This is a genomic window from Shewanella morhuae (genome assembly GCF_900156405.1).
GTDB lineage: Bacteria > Pseudomonadota > Gammaproteobacteria > Enterobacterales > Shewanellaceae > Shewanella > Shewanella morhuae.
Genome location: NZ_FTNN01000009.1, coordinates 33,786 through 58,560, shown reverse-complemented (window position 1 = coordinate 58,560; position 24,775 = coordinate 33,786). Strand labels below are relative to the sequence as shown.

Annotated in this window: 22 protein-coding genes; 12 read left to right on the top strand and 10 right to left on the bottom strand. The window is 46.0% G+C overall.

Annotated features, from left to right (window positions below):
• Positions 1-14: 14 nt before the first annotated feature.
• Positions 15-563 carry a DUF1415 domain-containing protein gene (locus BW947_RS11935; protein ID WP_076499870.1) on the top strand — a complete coding sequence of 183 codons (549 nt, stop codon included), beginning with the start codon at positions 15-17 and terminating at the stop codon, positions 561-563.
• 106 nt (positions 564-669) lie between these two features.
• On the opposite strand, the gene BW947_RS11930 is transcribed toward BW947_RS11935, so the two are convergent.
• The 3 genes from BW947_RS11930 to BW947_RS11920 form a co-directional block, all read right to left on the bottom strand.
• Positions 670-1,233 (bottom strand): AcvB/VirJ family lysyl-phosphatidylglycerol hydrolase, encoded by a 564-nt coding sequence (locus BW947_RS11930; RefSeq protein WP_083948189.1) that lies wholly within the window; start codon positions 1,231-1,233, stop codon positions 670-672.
• An 18-nt stretch (positions 1,234-1,251) separates the two neighbouring features.
• On the bottom strand, positions 1,252-2,268 hold the full coding sequence (sohB, locus tag BW947_RS11925; RefSeq protein WP_076499868.1) for a protease SohB: 1,017 nt from the start codon (positions 2,266-2,268) through the stop codon (positions 1,252-1,254).
• A gap of 108 nt (positions 2,269-2,376) precedes the next feature.
• Positions 2,377-4,860 carry a VolA/Pla-1 family phospholipase gene (locus BW947_RS11920; protein ID WP_076499866.1) on the bottom strand — a complete coding sequence of 828 codons (2,484 nt, stop codon included), beginning with the start codon at positions 4,858-4,860 and terminating at the stop codon, positions 2,377-2,379.
• Between the two features lie 262 nt (positions 4,861-5,122).
• Between BW947_RS11920 and BW947_RS11915 the strand changes: the two genes are divergently transcribed.
• Positions 5,123-5,860, top strand: coding sequence for a YciK family oxidoreductase (locus BW947_RS11915; protein WP_076499864.1), 738 nt, complete (start codon positions 5,123-5,125; stop codon positions 5,858-5,860).
• A 154-nt stretch (positions 5,861-6,014) separates the two neighbouring features.
• Here the strand turns inward: BW947_RS11915 and BW947_RS11910 are convergent, their stop codons facing one another.
• Both BW947_RS11910 and tesB read right to left on the bottom strand, forming a co-directional pair.
• Positions 6,015-6,416, bottom strand: a complete 402-nt coding sequence (locus BW947_RS11910; protein WP_076499862.1) for a YbaY family lipoprotein — start codon at positions 6,414-6,416, stop codon at positions 6,015-6,017.
• A gap of 1 nt (position 6,417) precedes the next feature.
• Entirely contained in the window at positions 6,418-7,284 is an 867-nt protein-coding gene (gene tesB, locus BW947_RS11905) for an acyl-CoA thioesterase II (protein WP_076499859.1), read from the bottom strand.
• 369 nt (positions 7,285-7,653) lie between these two features.
• Between tesB and BW947_RS11900 the strand changes: the two genes are divergently transcribed.
• Positions 7,654-8,529 (top strand): 1,4-dihydroxy-2-naphthoate polyprenyltransferase, encoded by an 876-nt coding sequence (locus BW947_RS11900; protein WP_076499857.1) that lies wholly within the window; start codon positions 7,654-7,656, stop codon positions 8,527-8,529.
• 163 nt (positions 8,530-8,692) lie between these two features.
• On the opposite strand, the gene BW947_RS11895 is transcribed toward BW947_RS11900, so the two are convergent.
• A complete protein-coding gene (locus tag BW947_RS11895) occupies positions 8,693-9,505 on the bottom strand; it encodes a DODA-type extradiol aromatic ring-opening family dioxygenase (RefSeq protein WP_076499855.1) in 813 nt (270 codons plus the stop codon).
• A 64-nt stretch (positions 9,506-9,569) separates the two neighbouring features.
• Positions 9,570-10,052 (bottom strand): DoxX family protein, encoded by a 483-nt coding sequence (locus tag BW947_RS11890; RefSeq protein ID WP_076499853.1) that lies wholly within the window; start codon positions 10,050-10,052, stop codon positions 9,570-9,572.
• A gap of 162 nt (positions 10,053-10,214) precedes the next feature.
• Between BW947_RS11890 and BW947_RS11885 the strand changes: the two genes are divergently transcribed.
• Positions 10,215-11,114: a LysR family transcriptional regulator gene (locus BW947_RS11885; protein WP_076499851.1), complete on the top strand. Its 900-nt coding sequence runs from the start codon at positions 10,215-10,217 to the stop codon at positions 11,112-11,114.
• Positions 11,115-11,227: 113 nt separating this feature from the next.
• On the opposite strand, the gene gndA is transcribed toward BW947_RS11885, so the two are convergent.
• The 3 genes from gndA to BW947_RS11870 all read right to left on the bottom strand — a co-directional run bounded on the left by gndA (position 11,228) and on the right by BW947_RS11870 (position 15,421).
• Entirely contained in the window at positions 11,228-12,754 is a 1,527-nt protein-coding gene (gene gndA / locus BW947_RS11880; RefSeq protein ID WP_076499849.1) for an NADP-dependent phosphogluconate dehydrogenase, read from the bottom strand.
• 159 nt (positions 12,755-12,913) lie between these two features.
• Positions 12,914-13,228 (bottom strand): quaternary ammonium compound efflux SMR transporter SugE, encoded by a 315-nt coding sequence (sugE, locus tag BW947_RS11875; RefSeq protein WP_076499847.1) that lies wholly within the window; start codon positions 13,226-13,228, stop codon positions 12,914-12,916.
• 234 nt (positions 13,229-13,462) lie between these two features.
• A complete protein-coding gene (locus BW947_RS11870) occupies positions 13,463-15,421 on the bottom strand; it encodes a propionyl-CoA synthetase (RefSeq protein WP_076499845.1) in 1,959 nt (652 codons plus the stop codon).
• Between the two features lie 289 nt (positions 15,422-15,710).
• On the opposite strand from BW947_RS11870, the gene BW947_RS11865 reads away from it, so the two are divergent.
• The 8 genes from BW947_RS11865 (at position 15,711) to BW947_RS11830 (ending at position 24,582) form a co-directional block, all read left to right on the top strand.
• A complete protein-coding gene (locus tag BW947_RS11865; RefSeq protein WP_076499843.1) occupies positions 15,711-16,118 on the top strand; it encodes a MerR family transcriptional regulator in 408 nt (135 codons plus the stop codon).
• Between the two features lie 178 nt (positions 16,119-16,296).
• The gene (locus tag BW947_RS11860) at positions 16,297-17,466 is read left to right on the top strand and encodes an isovaleryl-CoA dehydrogenase (protein ID WP_076499841.1); all 1,170 of its coding nucleotides are present in this window, start codon (positions 16,297-16,299) and stop codon (positions 17,464-17,466) included.
• Between the two features lie 113 nt (positions 17,467-17,579).
• Positions 17,580-19,202: a carboxyl transferase domain-containing protein gene (locus BW947_RS11855; protein ID WP_076499838.1), complete on the top strand. Its 1,623-nt coding sequence runs from the start codon at positions 17,580-17,582 to the stop codon at positions 19,200-19,202.
• A gap of 46 nt (positions 19,203-19,248) precedes the next feature.
• Positions 19,249-20,109 (top strand): enoyl-CoA hydratase-related protein, encoded by an 861-nt coding sequence (locus BW947_RS11850; protein WP_107883255.1) that lies wholly within the window; start codon positions 19,249-19,251, stop codon positions 20,107-20,109.
• Complete coding sequence (locus BW947_RS11845; protein WP_076499833.1) at positions 20,110-22,167, top strand: acetyl/propionyl/methylcrotonyl-CoA carboxylase subunit alpha; 2,058 nt, start codon at positions 20,110-20,112, stop codon at positions 22,165-22,167.
• Between the two features lies 1 nt (position 22,168).
• Positions 22,169-23,113 carry a hydroxymethylglutaryl-CoA lyase gene (locus BW947_RS11840; RefSeq protein WP_076499831.1) on the top strand — a complete coding sequence of 315 codons (945 nt, stop codon included), beginning with the start codon at positions 22,169-22,171 and terminating at the stop codon, positions 23,111-23,113.
• A gap of 62 nt (positions 23,114-23,175) precedes the next feature.
• Positions 23,176-23,880 carry a CoA transferase subunit A gene (locus BW947_RS11835; RefSeq protein ID WP_076499829.1) on the top strand — a complete coding sequence of 235 codons (705 nt, stop codon included), beginning with the start codon at positions 23,176-23,178 and terminating at the stop codon, positions 23,878-23,880.
• Between the two features lie 45 nt (positions 23,881-23,925).
• Positions 23,926-24,582, top strand: coding sequence for a 3-oxoacid CoA-transferase subunit B (locus tag BW947_RS11830; protein ID WP_076499827.1), 657 nt, complete (start codon positions 23,926-23,928; stop codon positions 24,580-24,582).
• Positions 24,583-24,775 lie beyond the last annotated feature (193 nt).

Sequence of the window (24,775 nt, the reverse complement as noted above, 5' to 3'; positions counted from 1 at the left end):
CACGAGCCACCACCATGAACGAAATCGACATGATCATTGTACACACCGACAACTGGGTAAAAAATGTGATCATGAAATACAATATTTGCCCGTTCGCTAGGCGAGAAGTCGAGCGCGGCAGTATTCGGTATCTGGTGGTGGAACAAACAAAAGTTAAACTCGTGCTTAAGGCATTAATTGAAGAATGCCAATTCCTCGACGCGCACCCAGAAGCCGAAACCACGCTATTTATTCTACCCCGCGGTTTTGAGGGTTTTTACGCCTATCTCGATCTTATCGATACGGCAACCGATGCGCTTATCGACAATGACTATGAAGGTATCTACCAACTGGCCACCTTTCACCCAGATTATTGTTTCGATGGTGAACCACAGGACGCTCCAGCCAATTTCACCAACCGCGCGCCCTACCCAACCCTACACATCATCCGCGAAGCCAGCATGGAACTCGCATTAGCCAACTACACTGATCCCGAAACCATCCCAGAGCGCAATATCGCCTTTTGCCAACGCAAAGGCAGTGACTTTTTCGTCAAGCTGTTAGCTGAATGTATGGGGAAATAGTCTAGGTATCTCTTGGTAATAAAAGCTAAATGCTCGAACTCAGAGATACATAAGCATCTAGACAGAGATTGTGGAGTAGTGGTCTTTTTTTAACAGATAACCGAAATTAGTGTTTCAACCAGCGCTTTATAATTGTCACCACTTTTTTATAATCATCATCAAAGCTATGACCGCCCGCTAATTCCATCACAGTGACATTCGATTGTTTTACCGCAGGGCACAAATGCTGTGGAGCATCATCATCTTTGCCATACAAACACAACATAGGCACTGTTTTTTGTTTATTAACCTCAGGTAAAGTGAGGTAACTAGCCGACTCATTATTTGACGTAATGATTTCACTCACGTGTATTTCAAAGTCAGAAGTTAAAGATGGCGACAGTAATACCCCGCCAATCACCTTCTGCTGATACTTAAGTGGCATATTATTTAACACAAAAGGAATGATTTCAGCACCGAAAGAATAACCCACAAATAATACTTTTTGAGTGCCAAATTCAGCCTCATACTTATCAATAATCGCCACCGTATCTTGCGCAACGGTTTTGGGTTCTTTCTGTTTCCAGTAATATGTTAACGAACTCCAACCTACTACAGGCCAGCCTTGTTGCTGCAATATGCCACTACAGATATAAAAAAGCGCCGGTAAATACAGGCGCTCTACTTTCATCACAGAACAGAATTCAGGTTACATTGGGCGATTTTTCTCGATGAGACGATTAAAAATCGCGTTCACAGATAACGAAGCGCCATGGGCAATTTTATCAGCTAATTTTTTTCTAATTTGATAACGTATCTTGTACACAGCGCGCTCACCGGCAAGAGACATAATCACATCATCACTGGTAGAAATTGCATCGACTAAACCTAGCTCTATCGCTTGCTGGCCGTACCAATGTTCACCCGTTGCCACTTTTGCAAGATCCAGTTCAGGCCGATATTTACCGACAAACTCCTTGAATAAAACATGGGTTTCTTCTAATTCTTCTTGAAACTTCTGTCTTCCTTCATCGGTATTTTCACCAAATACGGTCAAGGTACGTTTGAAGTTACCCGCGGTATGCTGCTCATAGTCAATTTCATGCTTTTTCAACAACCGACTAAAGTTAGGCAATTGAGCCACAACACCAATTGAACCAACAATGGCAAAGGGAGCGGCGTAAATTTTATTGGCAACACAGGCCATCATATAACCCCCACTGGCGGCCACTTTATCAACGCACACCGTTAGCGGGATATTTGCTTGGCGTAAACGATCGAGTTGGCTAGAGGCTAGACCATAGCCATGTACCATACCGCCGCCACTTTCAACATTAACAACCACCTTATCACCTTTGTCGGCGATAGCCAAAATGGCACTGATTTCTTCACGCAGCGACGCAACTTCAGCGGCATCGATACTGCCCTTAAAGTCGAGCACAAACACTTTGCCCATGCTGGCATCATCAGCAGTTTTGTCTTTTGCCTTTTCTTCAGCCTTTAATTGCTTTTCATAGGCTTTGAATTGTTTCTTTGAAAGGAGTTCTTCTTTTAAACCGTGCTTCAGTTCTTCTAATTCTTCAGACAGATTAGTGATCCTTAACTCGCCTTTATCTGACTTATGTTTAACAGTGGAAGCCAATACCACAATAATAACAGCAACAATTGCGACAACTATCGTGGCAGCTTTCGCCAAAAACATTCCATACTCGTATAAAAATTCCAAAGCGCTCTCCGTTAAGGTACTTCATTCAATCAATTACTGGCTATTCTAACAGCCTAAAGGGGCATAAAAAAACCCAGCATTGGCTGGGTTCTTCAGATTAAAACAAGATTAGTTAGGACAAGTCGCAATGACGTCACTGTTTGTCACTAAAATAGTCGCATCACCTTTACCTGCAGTCGCAGCATAGGTTGCCACTTGAGTCTGCATTTCCACGGTTGCAGCCCCTGCCATACCATCTGTTGCATCCGTTTCACCTGGGCTCACAATCGAACTATGGTGACCTTTAGAGAAACGCACTACGCCGTGACCTTTTGCCGTGCTATCAACGCAAGGTAAACCAATGGCAGAAATCAGCGGTTCAGTACCCGATAACGGGAAACTATCCACGCGGTTCGGTAATACTTGATCGGGTAAGTTACCATTACCATCGCCTGCAATTTCAATCAAATGAACAGGTAAACCTGTCGCTTTTAACATAGCGGCATGGTTTACAGGATCCGCCGAGTCCACGGCCGTTTGTACAGCAAATGCAAACGTCGGAATAAACTGCGCATATACGGCTTGTACTAATGCTGCATATTCAGGGCTACCCACCTCATAACCTGCCGTGTTAGCTGCATTGACCAACGCTTGGAAAGTTGGCGATGCGGTGATATTGCTAAACAACACAGGGCCAAAGGTTGCAGAACCGGCAAATGAGCCCGCTAAGCCACCTGCTGGTGCCACTAGCGATACCGCATTGATAGCATAAGGGTTAGGTAATGCACTCCCCGTTGCAGGATCTTTCATACCAGTACTAGCATAGGTCGCAAAATCAGTACCGACGATAGCGCCTAAGCTAAGGCCTTGCGCACTGATTTTAGACACATCAAATACCTGTGGCTGACCAGCTTGTGCTAAGCCCTGCGCTAAACCGGTCAACGCAAGACGCACACCTAAATGGTCCATAGTCGCTTGACGGAAATTATCACGCACCGACAGAGTACTTGAAATATTCACGAACACTAATGGATTACCATTTTTAAAGGCATCCGGTGTGCCAACAACAGCCCCAAAAGAAGGATCTGTTGCCGATATTTCATAGACACCATCGCCGTTAGCATCAAATGAACGCGCCCCATGGAGCGGCATATCAATAGCAATCGTTGCAACACCCATCGCCGCATATGAACCAGCGTAGGCCAATGACATTTCTTTACCACCCCCTAAGCCGTGTAGTGCAATAGTTGTTGGCCAGCCCGCAGTCGGCGGTGTAAAAGGAATACCTTGCTGCTGATAAAAATTCGCTAATTTAACTGCATTTGGCATAGAAATCAGCACAGATACGGTTTCATAGCTTTTGATGGCCGGAATGGGGTTGAACTTAGTGAGATGCTTAGTTTTATCTACCGCAGTACCATCGTCTAACAACCAAGTTTTACCCGCCATTAAAGACGGATTCGCTAACGCATCGGCAGGATTGGCAATACCATTAGCGACGGCTTGCATACCAAAATTAGTTTGACTTAGTGTGCCTGCTTGTAATGCGAGCAATACCGAGACAGGACTATCGCCTTGTGCTTTCCAATGACCATTAATTAATGGCTGCCCTGCAGAAGATAAGCAGCTCACTGAAGAACAGTCACCGTAAATAGGCAGTTTAATTTTAGCGGTATACACATCGGCTAAACTTGACACTACGTAGGCCGCTCCAGCATCAGGCGTTAAACCTGCAGCTTGTGCAACGGTATAGCCAGCTGGTGTTGGTGTTTCGACAAAACTTGGTGCATAGGGAGCGCCCCTCGCCATCAGCAGTTTTGTGGTTTCATATACGTTAGCGACGGATTGGGTTGTAAATAAACCAGAGTAACTGATGGTTAATGGATCAACATTGTGAGCCGCTGCAATCCCTTTTTCATAGCTATTCACTAAGGTTTGTAGCATGAGCTGGTCTGGCGTTTCTAACGGTAACGTATTGATATCCATCTTCAACAAACCGTAGGTGGTTGATGGCGCAATACCGCGACCTTCAGAGTCTTGAATAAGATTAGTCGTCGCATAAATATACGATTGTCCAGCCTTAAGAGGTTTAAGTGGCACTACTACCACTTTGTTGCCTGATGCAGTGGATACAAAGTCAACGCCAAACTGTAACTCGGCTCCCACCTTACACGCTGATACAGAAGGCTTAGTCGTACATTCAGGATCAGAAGACAATGGACCGCCAACCGTAGCCTCAAACACTCTAACCGCGCCTGGTTGTGCAACTGATGCTGCCACGAGTGTCAGTGGTGTACCATCATTCTTTTTCGCTAACTCGATATCAATAGAAATGGGTGATGTTGTCGACCAACCATCTAACGCCCCAAGCGCTATTTGTGGGTCTACATAATTGCCCGAGTTTTCACCGGGAATGGATAAGGTACCGTCAGTGGTACCACTGAAGAGCAAATCGTTCGGCAATGGCACTTTAGCATTAGCAGGGTCGAACACCATGTGCGATTCAGGGACGAGTGCTTCTGTCTTATCCTTGAGTTCGTTATAGCTGTCCTCACCACATCCAGTGAGTCCCAGCGCAGATGCAATCGCAACACCCAAAATGAGTCTTTTCATCTTATTTCCCCAAATCTCGTTGTAATAGTTTTGTTTTCCCCAATAAATTAGTCACAATAGCCGTCAGCACTGTGACTAATAGGGCTTATGTTAGCCCCTAACTCATTTCAAGTTAACGTAAATATATTTAGTTAGCTACAAGTTTGTCACAAACATTTTCGCTATTAATAACAAAGTTTCATTCATTTGTTTGAAACATGCGTTTGTCACTTCGGCGACTGTAGAAATGGCGGGCATTCTCGCCAAGAGGAAAAAGAGACTCATGTTGGAATATCAAGCAGTAAAAGATTTACTCAAAGGCAAAACAATTTTAGTGACAGGTGCTGGGGCTGGTATTGGTCGTACTGCTGCCATCGAGTTTGCAAAGCACGGCGCCACGGTGATTCTGCTGGGTAAAACAGTAAAAAAACTAGAGGCTGTTTACGATGAAATAGAACATGCGGGTTACCCAAAACCCGCCATAGTGCCATTAGATCTTAAGGGCGCGACCGAACAACATTATCGTGATATGGCTGATACCATCGCTGAGCAATTTGATTCTTTAGACGGCTTATTACATAACGCGAGTTTGCTTGGCGCTTTAGGTCCGTTTGAACATATAGATATTCCATCACTTGAAGATGTACTGAAAGTAAACGTCATCGCGCAAGTTATGCTAACAAAAGCCTTATTACCTGTGATGCGCCAAGCGCCAAGTGCCTCGATTATTTTTACCTCAAGCAGCGTCGGTCGCCAAGGTAGAGCCTATTGGGGGCCTTATGCCTTCTCTAAATTTGCCACCGAAGGCATGATGCAAGTCCTCGCCCATGAATGTGATGGCACGTCAATCCGTGTCAATAGTATCAATCCTGGAGCGACTCGCACTGAAATGCGCGCTAAAGCCTATCCTGCTGAGAATCCATTGGATCTTAAAACTGCAGAGGAGATCATGCCGACCTATTTATATTTAATGGGTTCAGACTCAAACACAGTAAACGGTCAGCAATTTAACGCTCAATAGATTTTGTTACACACAAAAAAGCCCTTTCAACCGAACATTGAAAGGGCTTTTTTTTAATCAAAATCAAAATCAGATTCTGACTTAGATTAACACTAGGCAATAGTCATAGTGACTGCGCCCATCGTTATTTCAGCTATAGCTATTTTGACTACAACTACTTTGCCATAACTGCTTTCATTAATACTTCAGTGGTGAATTTATCATTATTGATCACCGGGAACCTGTCATAGGTTTGGAAAATCACTTGGTTTTGATATTTGATCATCGCCACAACGCCATATTGAATCTTTTTATCAATTGATTTGGCGGGCAGCGTAAACTTAAACGGCACTGGTGCTCTGGCAATATCAAAGGTTTTTTGTGCAACAATAACCCCTGGAGTATTAAAGTCGATAATAGCAATCGTAATTTGACAACCTTGTGGTAAGGGAATTTTTTCTAAATAACCCGCAGCACCATTAATGATAACTGGCTGTTCAGGCTGTACTGTCACGCAGCCATTAAGCAACAATGCCATTAGAGAGAATACGATTAACGCCTTAATTTTAAGATACATCTTAATTTCCTTTTACCATACGAATCAGCCCTTCTTGCGTAGCAGAAGCAACTAATTCACCCTGTTGATTAAAAAATTGTCCTCTGACATAACCTCGTCCACCGCTGGCATTAGGGCTATCAATACTGTACAGCAGCCATTCGCCCATATTGATGGGTCGATGAAACCACATAGCATGATCTATCGTTGCCATTCTTACGCCAGGCGTCAAAAATGACACGCCATGGGGCTGAGCAGCTGTCACCAAAAAGTTAAAATCGGATGCATACGCAAGTAAATATTCATGAATATGCGCATCACTTGGCATGGGACCATTAGCTCTTAACCAAACATAACGATAGGGTTGGGTTTCATTGGGAGCAAATGGATGTAATGGATTGACAAGTCGCATTTCTATTGGCGCATCGGCCATAAACTTTTCGAGCATCTTAGTCGGTACTTTGTCCCGCAACGTCATCGCTAATTCTTGTTGATTCAATAAACCTTCGGGGCCAACCACTTGTGGCATAGTTGCTTGATGACTAAACCCTTCCTCTGGCTCTTGGAACGAACAGGTCATATGGAATATCGGCCGGCCTTTTTGGATAGCACTCACACGGCGTGCACTAAAACTGCCGCCATCACGCATATTTTCCACTTCATACACTATGGGTAACTTCTCGTCACCTGCCCGTAAAAAATAAGAGTGTAATGAGTGAACTTTGCGCTCAGTGGGGACAGTTTGTTTCGCCGCACTCAATGCTTGCCCCATCACTTGGCCACCAAATACATGTCCAAATCCCAGATCTTGGCTTTGACCACGAAACAGACCGATTTCAATTTGTTCAAGGGAAAGTAATGATAAAAGATCGTCTAATACCTGACTCATGGGGATCCTATTACATAATTAGCCATTAATGCTAAAGGGTAACTCAGTTGACCTTTAGCTGACCAGTTTTCTGTCAATTATTCGCAATGTGAACAATTAGTTAAATATGATATTCTACGGCACTTAGGGTAGTTCATACGCATAGAGACGGGCTCTCATCAGCACCAAGGATAAAAATACAGATTTTTATGTTTTTTTGGACTTGGCGACAAATATCCACCAATATCTATCAACATATGTGCGCTAATTCAAACTCTGCTACATGCGTTTATTAGATAGTGCTCACTTTCGAGTTAAATCTTGTTATGCTATCCATTAATAAAGCCCTAGCTTAAACCTATTCCCATTTACCCATAACGACTGGACACTATGAATCCTTGGATTTTAGCCATAAGACCTCGTACGCTCCCCGCAGCCATAGGTCCTTTACTCATCGGCAATATTCTTGCCCTGCATCTTGAAAGCTACAGCTGGTTAATCGCTGTAACCTCTATGCTTTGCGCTATTTTATTACAGATTGCAGTCAACCTCGCTAACGACTATTTTGATTTTAAAAATGGTATTGATACCGCCGAACGCTTAGGACCGGTTCGCGTGACTCAAAGTGGTTTGCTTTCGCCCTCTAGCGTCCGTAATGCCATGATCCTATGTCTGTTAATGGCACTTGCTGTTGGCTCTTATTTAATTTGGCATGGCGGCTGGCCTATCGCCATTCTCGCCGCAGCCGCTATTTTAGGTGCACTCGGTTACAGTGGTGGCCCCTATCCACTCGCCTCCCACGGGCTGGGCGAAGTCGCAGCCTTTATCTTTTTTGGATTAGTGGCCGTTGTCGGTAGTTATTATCTGCAGGCGGGTGATACCACAATCAATGCGTGGTTACTAGGTTGTGCTATTGGGCTATTCAATGCGGCTATCATGCTGGTCAACAACACCCGCGATATTCGTACCGACACCCAAGCAGGCAAACACACTCTGGCTGTACGTATCGGCGAAGCGCAATCAAAAGTGCTATATCAAGCACTGATTTACCTGCCCTTTGGTCTAGTCATTGCAGGCTTTCTGCTCGGTATTTTACCGGGACTCCCTGTATTACTCGCGGGCTTATCACTGCTTATCGCGCGTAAACTTAGTAGTGATTTTTATGCTGTATCCGGTGAAGCGTTAAATCCATTACTTGGCCGCACAGCTAAGTTAACCATGATTTTCAGTACTTTGTTTAGCGTAGGTCTAGTGTTTACCGCATAAGAGTAAAGCCGCTATGCTAATGCTATAAGCCGCGACAAAACGCCGCAGCTTAATCGTGAATACAAAAAGATTCGTATCCTCAACAGATATGAACCTTTTTTATTGGCTAGCGAAGCCAAATCTAGTCTGCAGCCATATTCAACGACACACACTCAACATCTGATTATTGCCAGATATAGCCTGAGATCAGTGTGTTTAACAAAATACCGTTAAAGTTACGTAGCGCTTGAGATGAATCACTGCTCCCTGCACCAAAACACACATGTAGCGGTAATAAATGTTCTTCCCGCGGATGACTAAAACGCGCTTCAGGGGCCATTTCCCAGTGGATTAATGCAGCTTTAGCCTCGGCAGTGCTCGCACTTGCCGTTAATGTTTGCGTGAGCCAGTAGTCAAACTCTGCGCTGCGGCTTTGTACTGTAGGATCGCTTGAAAAAAACGCCCGCATATTGTGAAACGACATGCCAGAGCCCACAATCAACACCCCCTGGTCGCGCAGTGGGACTAAAGCTTCCCCAATGGCAATGTGCGCGTTAGGATCGAGGCTGTTAATTAAAGACATCTGCACCACAGGAATATCCGCCTCGGGATACATCAACTTAAGTGGCACAAAGGTGCCGTGATCAAATGCACGATTGCTATCTAAGCGGGCAGCAATCCCCTTTTCATTTAGCATATTCGCAATTTGTGCGGCTAATTCTGGTTCACCAGCAGCCGGATACGTCAGCTGGTAAGCTTGTGGTGGAAAACCATAATAATCATACAAAATCGCGGGGTTTGGGCTACTCGATAACGTCACCACAGACTCTTCCCAATGGGCGGTGATCAGCACAATCGCCGTAGGTGTTGGAATGGACGCCGTCACTGAGGTTAAAAATGTACATAACTCCTGATGATTGACATCATTGAGTAAAGGCATTGGGCCACCACCGTGGGGCACAAACAGCACAGGCATACGACTCGTGTTAACTTGCATCGTGGTTTTCTCTTGTTGATGATCTGATAACTGTATAACTGACTTTAGGCTCAATTTTTATCGCTTAAAACGCGGAACGACTTAGCGCCAACTGCCGCTGAAATCGAACTAAACGCTCAATAGTTTCATCTAGTTTAATGATCAAGAACAGTCCTGCCGATAAACTCAATGCTGGCAGTGCATTCATCGGCGTTTCATAGTTAAAGTGGAAATAAATCGCTCCCATCATAATCGCCAGCAAACCGCTCGCCGATAACACTCGGTAGTCACGTAGACACAAACCAAGGGCACCTATCACCTCCATCAAACCGATCACGTAACCAAAACCTGTCGGTAAATTCATTAAAGTGAACGGAACATGGAACATAGGCACACCAAATAACTTGGCAAATCCCGAGATGAAAAACACGATACTCAGCGCCAATGTGACGCTTGCAGCGGCGCGATTAAGTGTATTGGTACAAAGGAATAGCTTCTGCGTATCAACCTCGGCAACTAAGCCATTGATACTTTGTCCCTTAGCACCGCATAAGCTTGAAAATCGCATAATTCATACCCCATTAAACTTAATATTGCCGTCAATCTTGAGCACTAATGCACAGTCAACAAGCGAGAATGGCGTGGATTATGAGCCGATAAAATATAAATAAATATGGAATAAAATCTAATATCTCATAAACTAATAATTTATGACTTGCGAGCAACACCTGTGACCTTAGACCAACTGCTGATGTTTAAAACCGTGGCTGAGGCGGGCTCACTTAAAGCCGCCAGTGACCAGCTACACAAAACCCAACCCGCAATAAGCCAAAGTATTAAGCAGCTAGAATCACAACTTGATCTTATCTTATTTAATCGTGAAGGTTATCGACTCGCCATTACTGAACAAGGCCGAAAACTACTGCAACATACCCAACGGGTACTGAATGAAGCGCAGGAAATGAGGCTGGTGGCAAAACATTTGGCTAAAGGCAACGAAGCCAGTATCACCTTAGCTTTTGAAGCCTCCTTTAATCTCGCTCGGATTTTGCCTATTTTAGAGATGACTCAAAATGAATTCCCCTACACCCAAATCATTCTTAAACAAGAGTTTTTAACCGGTGCACTCGAAGCGATGAATCAAGATAAAGCCGAAATTATCATCTCCGCAGGCGGCATTGAGCCCATACGCTCGAGTCATTTAGAATTAGCCTATCTATTTTCCGGTAGCCTGCTCGATGTCGCCGCGCCGCGCATGCTTGAACGTCATCCAACACTGACCTACGCCAGAGAACTCGTTAACGAATATCAAATCGTAATCCAAGATACGGGCTCAGGCACTGCGAATATTGAGTTTGGAGTACAAGCGGGGCAACGACGTTGGTATGTTAATGATTTTTATACCAAGAAAATGCTCATCCAAAGTGGTATGGGTTGGGGTAAACTGCCGCACTATATGATTGAAGATTCACTCAAACAAGGCACATTGCAGGCACTGGATTTGCGTGAAAGACAAAACAACATTCAACTCGACTATTATGTAATGCGAAAACCCCATTCACCCTTAGGCCCTGTTGCCCAAGCACTGTGGCAAAAACTGATAGCCTTTTCATCTGAGCTGAATGCTTAGTGTTTTAAATAAGCCTAATCCACCAATTTATAAGCCATTATGGCGTAATCTGACATAAAAAACGCCCCTGACAAGGGGCGTTTTTTATTTTGATAATAGGCTAAATCTGAGGTTTAAACCTTAGCTAAAGTACGCTCTTTAGCGCTCCAATCTAAGTGATATTTCTCGCCTGCTGGTTTGTCAGTACGCTCAAAGGTGTGGGAGCCAAAAAAGTCACGCTGACCTTGGAGCAAGTTCGCCGGTAATGTTTCGCAGCGATAACTGTCGTAATATGCCAGAGCCGAACTAATACACGGTGCAGGAATCCCCTGCATGACAGCAGTCGCAACGGCTGTACGCCATAGTTCTTGTTTTTCAGATAAAACAGATGCAAAACTGTCGGCCATCAACAGATTGCTAAGATCGGCTTTTTCTTCATAGGCTTGAGTGATTGATTGCAAGAAAGTGGCGCGAATAATACAACCCGCGCGCCAAATTTTTGCAATTCCAGCAAAGTCTAACTGCCATTTTTGCTCACTGGCCGTCATTGCCATTAACTGAAAGCCTTGTGCGTAACAACACACTTTGGCGCAATATAACGCGCTTTCAAGGGCATCAATTAATGCTACTTTTTGCGTAGCATCAATCGCAACTCTTTTTGGCCCAGCCAATGTTTTATTTAATTGCAGACGTAAAGATTTTTGGGTACTTAAAGCGCGGGCGTACACAGCTTCAGCAATCGTCGGCGTTGGGCACCCCATTTGTAAACTGCTCACGGCAGTCCACAAACCTGTACCTTTTTGGCCTGCTTTATCTAAGATCATGTCAACTAACGGTTTACCCGTTAAAGGATCGGCCTGCTTTAATACTTCGGCGCTAATCTCCATCAAATAGCTATTTAAGCTACCTTTGTTCCAGCGCTCAAACACGTCACCGACTTCAGATGCGCTCATACCTAAGCCATCATGCAACATTTGATAGGCTTCGCAAATCAGCTGCATATCAGCATATTCGATACCGTTATGCACCATTTTCACATAATGACCAGCCCCCGCAGGACCTATATAGGTGGTACATGGCTCGCCTTCAATCACTGGGTTACCGGGCTCAAAACGCTCAATGGGTAAGCCTGTTTTTGCATCAACCTTAGCCGCAATTGCCTTCCAAATAGGTGCGACATGATGCCAAGCATCAATATTGCCACTTGGCATTAAAGACGGGCCAAAACGCGCGCCCACTTCACCGCCTGAAACCGCAGAACTAAAAAAGACAAATTGTTCTTTATAGCGAGCTTCTCTCTCGATAGTGTCAGTCCACAAGCTATTACCCGTATCAATAACAATATCGTCAGATTCAATTCCGGCAGAAATCAAGGCACTACAGACACCATCAACCGGGGCACCAGCAGGAACAGAAAGCACTAAAATACGGGGTTTTGTAAGGCTGGCTAACATTTCGGCAAGATTAGCACAGCCAAGAATACGAGGTTCAAGTCCAACACGTTCGTGTTTTTCTTGCAGTACAACAGCATTAACTTTATCAGCATCGAGGTCAAATGCGCTGACGTTATATTGATTATCCGCGATGTTTAACGCAAGGTTTTTACCCATTACGCCAAGACCTATTACGCCGATATCATTAAGATTTTTGTGGTTTTGCATTATATAATTCCCACGTGTCGCAAAGGTTAGAGCTAACCAATTTTGAAATATAATTATAGCGAGCTTTGTAACTTAATTACCAGAAACATACGATTGGCAATTTCGATTGCACCAAAAGTCGCCATCGTTTATGCCTCATAGCATTCAGTACACCGTTAGTTAATGGGCGAGTTTAAGCCCTAAAACGCCCAATAATATCAGTACCAAACTGGCAATTTTAAGTAAGCTAACTCCTTCTCCTAAAAGAACAATTCCCGCGATAGCTGTACCCATAGCACCAATACCGACCCATACGCCATAAGCCGTACCAATAGGCAGTTGTTTAACCGCGAGTCCGAGTAGCAACACACTCACGGCCATCGACGCAACTGTAAAGATACTTGGCCATAAACGCGTAAAACCTTCGGTATATTTAAGCCCTACGGCCCAACCAATTTCGAATAACCCCGCAAGGATCAATAAAAACCAGCTCATAGTGAACTCCCATAAAAGGGGTCGTCCCCATAATAGATTTGGCGTATTTAGGGTCGTCCCTAAGCCATGTGATTATCATGTAATGATGTCGTGATGAGAATTTAAGACTAACAAATTTAAGGTAAAAACTTCAATCTTTGATTTTACCTAATCATTAATACAATAAACAAAAAAGGCGATAGCAAACTTGGTTAGTTTACTATCGCCTTGATATTTCAGCTTTGTTATAGGATTTTACACTAAAGCATCGGCATAACCCATGCGAGTAAGTGCTGTACGCACTAGCTCTAACGTTTGCGGATCTTCTATGGTCGCTGGCGCAGTATATTGCTGATTATCAGCAATTTTACGCATTGTTCCGCGTAAAATTTTACCAGAGCGCGTTTTGGGTAATTTTTGAATCGCACTGACTAACCTAAAGGAGGCGACGGGACCAATCTCTTGGCGCACCAAGGTGATTAACTGCTTATGCAATTCTTCATCACTGATCGTTACGCCCTTTTTCAGCACTACCAATCCTAATGGCACTTGACCTTTAAGCTGATCATCAACACCAATCACCGCCGCTTCGGCCACATCGGGATGTTGACATAATACCTCTTCAAAACGTCCGGTCGATAACCTGTGCCCCGCCACGTTTATGATGTCATCGATACGGCTCATAATGTAAAGATAACCATCTTCATCGGTGTAACCCGCATCTCCCGTTAAGTAATAACCTGGATACATAGACAAGTAACTGTCTTGATAGCGTTGATTATTTTGCCACAGTGTCGTCAAGGTGCCCGGCGGCAAAGGCAGTTTGATCACCACATTCCCAGAGGTATTGGGCGCAACTTGCTCACCCAGTTCATCCACGACTTCAACGGCATATCCCGGTACAGGTAAAGCAGGCGACCCCGGTTTAATAGCGACAGGAGCCGTGCCCATTAAATTGGCCGCTACTGGCCAACCAGTCTCTGTTTGCCACCAATGATCGATAATCGGTTTTGCAAGCTGAGCATGTGCCCAAACCAAGGTATCAGGATCGCAACGCTCCCCTGCCAAAAAAACATTTTTAAGACAAGTTAAATCAACGCCCTGCAGATATTCACCGTCGGGATCTTCACGCTTGATCGCGCGAATGGCAGTCGGCGCAGTAAAAAAACTTTTGACCTTGTATTTGGCAATCGTACGCCAAAAGGCTCCTGGATCGGGCGTACCAACAGGTTTGCCCTCATACATTAAAGTCGTAGCGCCCATCAGCAATGGCCCGTACACAATGTAAGAATGACCCACAACCCAGCCCACATCGGACGCTGCCCAAAATACATCGCCCGCTTGTATATCGTAAATATGCTGCATCGACCAAGTCAGAGCCACAGCGTGGCCGCCATTATCACGCACCACTCCTTTAGGCTGACCCGTAGTGCCAGAGGTATAAAGCACATACAAAGGATCGGTAGCCTTAAGCGCAGCGCAATCCGCCCAAGGTGCCGTGGCTAACGCAGCTTGCCAATCTAAATCACGGCCCTCAAGCAAATCGGCATGACACTGGCTACGATTCAAAATCAGGCAATGATCCACTTGATGGACAGCTTGTGCCAAGGCTTTATCTAACAAAGGCTTATAAGGGATAACACCCGAAGGCTCGATACCGCAGGATGCCGACAGTACCAATTTAGGTTTGGCATCGTTAATCCGCGTTGCGAGTTCATTGGCGGCAAAACCACCAAAGACCACAGAATGAATCGCGCCGATACGGGCACAGGCCAGCATAGCAAAAGCCGTTTCTGGCACCATTGGCATATAAATCACCACGCGGTCGCCCTTGCCAATACCAATGGATTGCATAAAGCCTGCGAGTCGGCTCACTTGAGCTTGCAGCTCCGCATAGCTAATGCCGTATTCTGTATCCGTTACTGGGCTCACATATTGGATAGCGATTTGATCGCCGCGTCCAGCGAGCACATGGCGGTCTACAGCATTATAACAAGTGTTCATTTCACCATCGGCAAACCAATGGTAAAACGGCGCCTGCGACTCATCGAGCACCGTTTTAGCGGGTTTAATCCAATCGAGCGCCTTGGCCGCTTCTCCCCAGAATTCGGCTTTATTAAGCAAGGATGCTTGATGCAACGCTTGATGTTTTTGTTGGTTCTGTTTTTGATTTGTGGCTTGCGCTACAGATGCATTTTGCTGTTCGGTCAACATATGTCCTCCAATCAGGACTGCGGCTAAAATCGTCAGCCGCAATAACTACCCCTTCCAACAACCATTATTAACAGGGGTGCACCAAGCCCACTATTAGACGTTAGCCTATAACCAGAAGATATTTGTGGTTTTATGTGAGAACACTAATTTAAAGCACTCGTTTCAATCAAGCGATACAGGCTTGTGGCAATTGGGATTGACACCTTTTTGCGCCTAGAATAAAGCCTAAATCTTTACCTTTACGTAAACTTCATATATCTTGCTTGAAATTGATTATTTAGGGTGCATGATGAGCGCAACGAACACACCACAAACGACTTACTCGATTAGTGATCTCTCAAAAGAGTTTGATATCACGACGCGTAGTATTCGTTTTTACGAAGACCAAGGATTGCTTAAGCCTAAGCGCCGCGGTCAAACCCGTATTTATAGCCTTAAAGACAGGGTCCGTCTCAAGCTGATTCTTCGCGGTAAACGTTTAGGCTTTTCATTGGCCGAAACTCGCCGCTTGTTTGAGTTATACGATGCCGACAAGAGCAGCACCTCACAACTCAATACCATGCTGGCGCTAGTAGAAGAAAAGAAATATGCCCTACAACAGCAAATGGATGACATTAAAGTGGTATTGATGGAACTCAATTCCGCCGAACAACAGTGCCGTTTAGCCTTAGAAGATAATAAAACGACAAAAGCCTAAATCCCCGTTGAAACAAGATCAAGTCAATATGATTGGCTATAAGGCCTAAAAACGCAGGATGTAAGCACTTTAAGTACAAGATTTAAAAGACTCAAGCACCTAAAAATCATAAAAACTATAAATTTACATATCAGAAATTTAAACATCTGAAATTAGAACATTTGAAAGGACACAAGCAATGAACTCACTCTACACCAGTCTGAATTTTGGCCTAGGCGAAGACGTCGATATGCTGCGCGATGCGGTGCAAGATTTTGCCGCCCATGAAATTGCCCCAATTGCCGCAAAAGTAGACCAAGATAACGCCTTTCCCAATGAGCTTTGGCCTGTACTAGGGGGAATGGGGCTGCTAGGCGTCACTGTGCCAGAAGAGTTCGGCGGCGCAAATATGGGCTATCTTGCCCACGTCGTGGCAATGGAAGAAATCTCCCGCGCATCGGCCTCTATCGGCCTAAGCTACGGCGCCCACTCAAATCTGTGCGTAAATCAAATCAACCGTAACGGCACAGCCGCACAAAAAGCTAAGTATCTGCCTAAGTTAGTGAGCGGTGAGCATATTGGTGCACTGGCTATGAGTGAGCCAAACGCAGGTTCTGACGTGGTGTCGATGAAATTACATGCCCGCAAAGAAGGCGACCGTTTTATCTTAAACGGCAACAAAATGTGGATCACCAACGGCCCCGATGCCCACACCTATGTGATTTACGCTAAAACCGACCTAACCAAAGGCGCACACGGTATTACCGCTTTTATCGTTGAGCGAGATTCTAAAGGTTTTAGCCAAGCGCAAAAACTCGACAAACTCGGCATGCGCGGCTCTAACACCTGCGAATTGGTGTTTGAAGATGTAGAAGTACCAGAAGAAAACATTTTAGGCGGCCTCAACAACGGCGTAAAAGTACTGATGAGCGGCTTAGATTATGAGCGTGTTGTACTGTCTGGCGGCCCGTTGGGGATCATGAACGCCTGTATGGATATCGTTGTGCCTTACGTGCACGAACGTGAACAATTTGGCAAATCTATCGGTGAATTCCAACTGGTACAAGGCAAATTAGCCGACATGTACACAGGTATGAATGCCGCCAAATCCTACGTTTATGCTGTGGCAAAGTCATGCGATCGCGGTGAAACCACCCGTAAAGATGCTGCTGGCGCCATTCTGTATAGCGCAGAACTCGCAACTAAAATGGCACTGGATGCCATTCAATTACTGGGCGGCAACGGTTATGTGAACGAATACGCCGCAGGCCGTTTACTGCGTGATGCTAAGCTGTATGAAATTGGCGCGGGTACTTCTGAAATTCGCCGTATGTTGATTGGCCGCGAATTGTTCAATGAGTCGAAATAACGCGAGTTCAAATAATCTCACAAGTGAATGGGTAGCCCCTCACTGTAACTACAGTTTGCGCCACCCATTCGAGCCAAGTAATACCGAATTTCCGCTTTAGAAGGACAATAAAAGTGACGCAAATAAGCAGTCGTATCAACGCCCGTAGCGATGAATTTAAAGCAAAATCCGATGATATGGCCGCCCTAGTGGCCGATCTTAAAACTAAGCTGGCTAAAATCGAACTTGGTGGCGGCCCTGTAGCGCTAGAGCGTCATTTATCCCGCGGTAAATTACTGCCACGTCAACGGGTTGAAAAACTGCTCGATGCGGGATCGCCCTTTTTAGAACTGTCGCAATTTGCGGCGTTTGAAGTCTATGACGAAGAAGTACCTGCTGCAGGCATTATTGCTGGTATTGGCCGCGTGAGTGGCGTCGAATGCATGATCATCGCCAACGATGCCACGGTAAAAGGCGGCACTTACTACCCAATTACGGTTAAAAAACACCTTCGCGCCCAAGATATTGCCAGCCGTTGTCACTTGCCTTGTATCTATTTAGTCGACTCAGGCGGCGCTAACCTACCCCGCCAAGACGAAGTATTTCCAGACCGCGATCATTTTGGCCGTATTTTTTACAATCAAGCGCAAATGTCGGCCAAGGGTATCCCACAAATTGCTGTAGTGATGGGTCTGTGTACTGCAGGTGGCGCTTATGTGCCTGCGATGGCAGATGAATCTATTATCGTCAAAGATCAAGGCACTATCTTTTTAGCAGGCCCGCCATTAGTGAAGGCAGCTACCGGTGAAGAAGTCAGCGCAGAAGAACTGGGCGGCGCCGACGTGCACACAAAAATATCTGGCGTAGCCGATCATTTAGCCCAAAACGACGATCATGCTTTAGAGTTAGCGCGCCGCGCCGTATCACGCCTTAATCATCAAAAAGAAATCAAATCGCTGCTGAGCCCATCAAATAATGGCCCAGTCAAACCGCCAAAATTCGACATTAGTGAACTATATGGCATTGTCGGCACCGACTTGAAAAAGCCCTTTGACGTCAAAGAAGTCATTGCCCGTATCGTCGATGACTCTGATTTTGATGAGTTTAAAGCCAACTATGGCGCAACCTTAGTGTGCGGCTTTGCCCGTATTCACGGCTACCCAGTGGGTATTGTCGCTAACAACGGCATTCTATTTTCTGAATCTGCACAAAAAGGCGCGCACTTTATTGAGTTGTGTTGTCAGCGCAAAATTCCGCTGCTGTTCCTGCAAAACATTACCGGCTTTATGGTGGGTAAAAAGTACGAACACGAAGGTATTGCCAAACATGGCGCCAAGATGGTGACCGCAGTATCCTGCGCCAATGTGCCTAAATTTACAGTGATAATTGGCGGCAGCTACGGTGCGGGTAACTACGGCATGTGTGGCCGCGCATTCGAGCCAACCATGATGTGGATGTGGCCTAACGCCCGTATTTCTGTGATGGGTGGCGAGCAAGCGGCTGGCGTTCTCGCCACTCTGCGCCGCGACGGTTTAGCCCGAAAAGGTGAGGAGTGGTCACTTGAGGATGAAAAAGCCTTTAAAGCACCGATTGTCGCCCAGTACGATAAAGAAGGTCATCCGTACCATGCCAGCGCCCGTTTATGGGATGACGGTATTATCGACCCAGCGCAAACCCGCGATGTGGTCGGCCTTGCCCTATCTGCAGCGTTAAATGCTCCTATCGAAGACACTCGCTTTGGTGTGTTCCGCATGTAATTCATGCGTGTAGATAATGACATATCAACAAGATAGGGAAACGACCATGACAAGTTCACAACCAATACCACACACGTTAAGCAACTTACAACACGTGAGCTACGCGCTCAATAACGGCGTTGCCGAGTTAATCCTTAACCGAGCAGAAGTGCACAACGCCTTCGATGAAGTGATGATTAGCGAGATGATTGCTGTACTTAGCTATTTTGCTGAGCACAAGCAATGCCAAGTGCTGGTACTCAAAGCCAATGGCAAAAATTTCAGCGCTGGCGCTGACCTCAATTGGATGCGTAAACAAGCCAAAATGGACTTTGAGCAAAATCTAAATGATGCCAAAGCCCTCGCTAAACTGATGCAGGATTTAGATACCTTTCCTAAGCCCACCATTGCCCTCGTGCAAGGCGCAGCCTTTGGCGGCGCGTTGGGGCTGATTTGCGCTAGTGATATCGCTATCGCTACAAGCCGCGCCAGCTTTTGTTTAAGCGAAGTAAAACTGGGGTTAATTCCTGCGGTAATAAGCCCTTATGTTGCCCGCACTATGGGCAACCGTGCCTCGCGCCGCTATATGCTGACCGCCGAACGCTTTAGTGCAGAAACCGCCCTTAAGCTTAATGTTATCAGTGAAATCTGTGATGACTTAGACGCCGCAGCTAAGCCGATTATCGACGCGCTGCTGGCCAATAGCCCACAGGGTATGGCGTGGGTAAAAACACTGCTGTCGCGCCTTGAAGATGGCGTGATAGATCAAGACACCATTGATTACACTAGCGAGCGTATCGCGCGCATTCGGGTATCGACTGAGGGCCAAGAAGGCTTAAACGCCTTTTTTGAAAAACGTCAGCCGAACTGGCTGCAAGCCGCAGCAATGTCAGAGCCAACGCCAAGTGAAACCCAAGGAGCACGTTAGATGTCTACTAAGCACATGTTTACCAAACTATTAATTGCTAACCGGGGTGAAATTGCCTGCCGCATCATCAAAACTGCCCATGCCATGGGCGTTCGCACTGTTGCCTTATATTCCGATGCAGATAAAGAAGCGCGCCATGTCGCCATGGCCGACGAGTCTTTCTACTTAGGCGGCAGCGCGCCAGCAGACTCCTATTTAAAGGGCGATTTGATTATCGACATCGCCAAAAAAGCCGGTGCACAAGCTATTCATCCAGGTTACGGATTTTTATCTGAAAATGCCGACTTTGCCCGTAAATGTGAGGCTGCAGGCATCGCCTTTGTTGGCCCAGGCAGTGATGCTATCGATGCCATGGGCAGCAAAAGTGCCGCCAAATCGATTATGACAGCGGCAAACGTGCCGTTAGTACCCGGTTATCATGGTGATGACCAGAGTGATGCAGTGCTAAAAGCTGAAGCACTGAAAATCGGCTTCCCTATGCTGATTAAAGCGGCCTATGGCGGCGGCGGTAAAGGCATGCGTATCGTCGAGAACGAAGGCGAAATCATGGAAGCCGTTAACTCAGCGCGCCGTGAGGCGGCCTCTTCTTTTGGTAACGATAAGTTATTGATGGAACGTTATTTACGCCAGCCGCGCCATGTTGAAGTGCAAGTGTTTGCCGACACCTTTGGCAATGCTATTTACCTGTCGGATCGCGATTGTTCAATTCAACGTCGCCACCAAAAAGTGGTTGAGGAAGCACCAGCTCCAGGGTTAAGCGATACACTGCGCGCCCAGATGGGTGCAGCGGCAGTGGCAGCAGCTAAAGCCATCGATTATGTTGGCGCTGGCACAATAGAATTTCTGCTAGATACGGACAATAGCTTCTATTTCATGGAGATGAACACCCGTCTACAGGTGGAACATCCCGTCACTGAAATGGTCACTGGCCAAGATTTAGTCAAATGGCAATTGCTGGTCGCCAGCGGTCAGCCTCTGCCCCTTAAGCAAGATGAAGTGCGTATTCACGGTCATTCATTTGAAGTGCGTATTTACGCCGAAGATCCGCAAAATGAGTTTTTACCCGCTAGTGGTAAACTCAATTTTCTACGCGAACCCGAGCAAAGTAAGTTTGTCCGTATCGACTCAGGCATTCGCGAAAATGATGTGATCAGTAACTTTTACGATCCTATGATTGCCAAACTTATCGTCTGGGATGAATCGCGCCCGCGCGCCCTGCAACGTTTAGTGCATGCGTTAGAGTCTTATCAAATCAGCGGTCTTAAGCACAACATTGAGTTTTTAGCGAATATTGCCGAGCACCCAGCATTTGCCAATGCCGACTTTAGCACTGACTTTATTGGCCGTTATGGCGATACCTTAATTGGTACGGCCTCGAGCGAAGCCGATACTGCGCTTGCCTTTGCCGCGCTGTATCAAGTGCTTGCCCGTAAAGAAGCCGCTAAAGCACTGGCCATTAACAGCGCTGATCCTTACTCGCCTTGGGGTCAAGTGAGTGGCTTTAGACTTAATAGTTGTAGCCAACACAATATTGCCCTGCTCGATGATGCCCATAAATTGCAGCAGTTAGTAATGCTCGATTTAGGCGGCATGTATCAGCTACCACTGCACGGCCAGGACTGGATTTTAAATGGTGAACTGAAACAAGACTTACTGCTCGCCGAAATCAACGGCCATAAGAGTAAAGTGCCAGTGAGCGCACAGGGCGATGACTTTACGCTATTTTTACCTTCTGGCAGTTATCACTTTAAAGCAGTGCAAACTGTCGTTGTTGAAGAACAAGCCAGCAGTGCAGACAAATTAAAAGCACCGATGAACGGTACAGTCGTGACCCATTTAGTTGATGTGGGCAGCGAAGTGAAAGCGGGCCAAGGTTTATTGGTGATGGAAGCCATGAAAATGGAATACACCATCGAAGCGCCCTTTGATGGCACTGTCACTGAATTCTACTTTAAGGCCGGCGAGCTGGTAACCGATGGCGCAACCTTGCTTAACGTTGAACCGCTAGAGCCATTATTAGCATCTGACGACGAGCAAACAGCGAGCAAGGAAGCTTAAGATGTCTTGGAAAACGAGTGATAGCAGCAAACAAACAAGTTGGGGTAAAAAACCTCAAAGTGACAGCGTGAGCATTTTTGAGATGGGCGCACGCGACGGACTGCAAAATGAAGTCGCCGTACCCACCGCTGCTAAAGTCGCTTTAATTGAATCTCTGGCAGATGCAGGGCTTAAGCGCATCGAAGTCGGCAGCTTTGTGTCACCTAAATGGGTGCCACAAATGGCTGATTCAGCCGATGTATTCGCGCAAATACAGCGTCAAAGCGGTGTGGTGTATAGCGCACTCACGCCCAACGTTAAAGGTTTTGAACAGGCACTGAATGCAAAAGCCAGTGAGGTGGCAATATTTGGCGCTGCCTCACAAAGCTTTAGTCAGCGCAATATCAACTGCTCGATAGAAGAATCGATTGAACGCTTTATTCCTTTGATGGAATTAGCAAAAGCTAACAATATTCCGGTGCGCGGTTATGTATCCTGTGTGCTCGGTTGCCCCTACGAAGGTGAGATTGCGGTCAGTGAGGTAGCTCGCGTGTCTGAAATCCTTTATAAAATGGGCTGTTACGAAATATCGCTCGGTGACACTATCGGTATCGGTACGCCGAAAAAAGCCCGTAGAATGTTGCAAACCGTGGGCGAGCGCGTACCGGTTGATAAACTGGCATTGCACTTTCACGACACCTATGGCCAAGCACTCGCCAACATTTTGGCCTGCTTAGATTTAGGCGTGCGAGTATTTGACTCCTCCGTAGCCGGTCTTGGTGGATGCCCTTATGCCAAAGGCGCATCGGGCAATTTAGCCACCGAAGACTTAGTGTATATGCTGCACGGTATGGGATTAGAGACAGGTATCGAGTTGCAAAAACTCGCGTTAGCGGGTCAAGCTATCAGCACCCAATTGAACCGCAAAAATGGTTCAAAAGTCGCCACGGCCCTATTAGCCAAATAAAACAATAACCAAATAGAACAAAAAAATACTGATATTTAGCGCGTATATAAGAGGACATCACAATGGCAGGACTCAATAAAGTCGTCAGCAGCTATGAAGAAGCATTGAAAGGCTTATCTAACGATATGGCCATAATGGTCGGCGGCTTTGGCCTATGCGGCATTCCAGAAGGCTTAATCAATCAAATGGTTAAAATGGGCGTTAAAGGCTTAACGGCGATTTCAAACAATGCTGGCGTTGATGATTTTGGCCTAGGTTTACTATTAAAACATCACCAAATCGCGACGATGATTGCATCTTATGTAGGCGAGAACGCAACCTTTGAACAGCAAATGCTCTCTGGCGAATTGAACGTGATTTTGACTCCCCAAGGTACGCTAGCGGAAAAAATCCGCGCAGGTGGCGCAGGTATTCCGGCATTTTTCACCGCCACGGGCTATGGCACGCCAGTGGCTGATGGTAAAGAAACCCGCGAAATCAAAGGCCGCCATTACGTGTTAGAAGAATCGCTGACTGCTGATTTTGCGTTAGTGCGCGCATGGAAAGCCGATACCATGGGTAATCTGGTGTTTCGTAAAACCGCCGCCAACTTTAATCCTATGATGGCGACCGCCGGTAAAATTACCGTGGTAGAAGCCGAGTTTATTGTCGAGCCGGGCGAGTTAGACCCCGATCATATCCATACGCCGGGCATTTATGTTGACCGCGTGATTCAAGGCACATTCGAAAAACGTATCGAGCAGCGCACGGTAAAAGCGACTAAATAAGCGTCGTACTGCGGATTAAAGAACGGATATCAAAGGATAAGTATCATGGCATTATCAAGAGAACAATTGGCTCAACGCGTCGCCAAAGAATTAAAAGACGGTTACTACGTCAACCTAGGTATTGGTATTCCTACACTGGTGGCTAACTATATTCCAAGCGGCATGGAAGTCATGCTGCAATCGGAAAACGGCCTACTCGGCATGGGCGAATTCCCTACCGAAGACACCATAGACCCTGATTTAATCAACGCCGGCAAACAAACGGTTACCGCAGTCAAAGGCGCCTCGTTTTTCTCATCGGCGGAAAGTTTTGCCATGATCCGTGGCGGCCACGTGGATTTAACCGTTTTGGGCGCCTTCGAGGTCGATGTGAATGGCTCTATCGCCTCGTGGATGATCCCCGGTAAATTGATTAAAGGTATGGGCGGCGCGATGGATTTAGTCGCCGGCGCTGAAAACATTATCGTGACTATGATGCACGCCGACAAATACGGTAATTCTAAACTGCTAAGCGTGTGTGAATTGCCACTGACAGGTTACGGCTGCATTAAACGCGTAGTGACGGATTTAGCTTTTATCGAAATCAAAAATGGCGCGTTTCATCTTTTAGAGCGCGCTCCTGGCGTGAGTGTTGACGAAATCATTAGCAAAACAGCCGGTAAGTTAATCGTGCCAGAGCATGTGCCAGAAATGACATTTTAACATTTTGTTGTCCCTGCTTTGCTAACCTAAGCCTAGAGAGTGTCTCTAGGCTTTTTATATTAATCAAGCGCTCCGCTATCAAACATCACCTCCGGTTAATACTTAACTTTCAATACCCAAATCATCCTGCTAGGGTAGTGTGTGTTGATTACATCATAACGACAAACACCTTGTTAACTCTCAGATAAAATTA

Coding starts and splice junctions, on each gene's coding strand:
- BW947_RS11935 (WP_076499870.1), top strand. CDS start 15: ATGAACGAAATCGACATGATCATTGTACACACCGACAACTGGGTAAAA.
- BW947_RS11930 (WP_083948189.1), bottom strand. CDS start 1,233: ATGAAAGTAGAGCGCCTGTATTTACCGGCGCTTTTTTATATCTGTAGT.
- BW947_RS11920 (WP_076499866.1), bottom strand. CDS start 4,860: ATGAAAAGACTCATTTTGGGTGTTGCGATTGCATCTGCGCTGGGACTC.
- BW947_RS11915 (WP_076499864.1), top strand. CDS start 5,123: ATGTTGGAATATCAAGCAGTAAAAGATTTACTCAAAGGCAAAACAATT.
- BW947_RS11910 (WP_076499862.1), bottom strand. CDS start 6,416: ATGTATCTTAAAATTAAGGCGTTAATCGTATTCTCTCTAATGGCATTG.
- tesB (WP_076499859.1), bottom strand. CDS start 7,284: ATGAGTCAGGTATTAGACGATCTTTTATCATTACTTTCCCTTGAACAA.
- BW947_RS11900 (WP_076499857.1), top strand. CDS start 7,654: ATGAATCCTTGGATTTTAGCCATAAGACCTCGTACGCTCCCCGCAGCC.
- BW947_RS11895 (WP_076499855.1), bottom strand. CDS start 9,505: ATGCAAGTTAACACGAGTCGTATGCCTGTGCTGTTTGTGCCCCACGGT.
- BW947_RS11890 (WP_076499853.1), bottom strand. CDS start 10,052: ATGCGATTTTCAAGCTTATGCGGTGCTAAGGGACAAAGTATCAATGGC.
- gndA (WP_076499849.1), bottom strand. CDS start 12,754: ATGCAAAACCACAAAAATCTTAATGATATCGGCGTAATAGGTCTTGGC.
- sugE (WP_076499847.1), bottom strand. CDS start 13,228: ATGAGCTGGTTTTTATTGATCCTTGCGGGGTTATTCGAAATTGGTTGG.
- BW947_RS11870 (WP_076499845.1), bottom strand. CDS start 15,421: ATGTTGACCGAACAGCAAAATGCATCTGTAGCGCAAGCCACAAATCAA.
- BW947_RS11865 (WP_076499843.1), top strand. CDS start 15,711: ATGAGCGCAACGAACACACCACAAACGACTTACTCGATTAGTGATCTC.
- BW947_RS11860 (WP_076499841.1), top strand. CDS start 16,297: ATGAACTCACTCTACACCAGTCTGAATTTTGGCCTAGGCGAAGACGTC.
- BW947_RS11850 (WP_107883255.1), top strand. CDS start 19,249: ATGACAAGTTCACAACCAATACCACACACGTTAAGCAACTTACAACAC.
- BW947_RS11845 (WP_076499833.1), top strand. CDS start 20,110: ATGTCTACTAAGCACATGTTTACCAAACTATTAATTGCTAACCGGGGT.
- BW947_RS11840 (WP_076499831.1), top strand. CDS start 22,169: ATGTCTTGGAAAACGAGTGATAGCAGCAAACAAACAAGTTGGGGTAAA.
- BW947_RS11835 (WP_076499829.1), top strand. CDS start 23,176: ATGGCAGGACTCAATAAAGTCGTCAGCAGCTATGAAGAAGCATTGAAA.
- BW947_RS11830 (WP_076499827.1), top strand. CDS start 23,926: ATGGCATTATCAAGAGAACAATTGGCTCAACGCGTCGCCAAAGAATTA.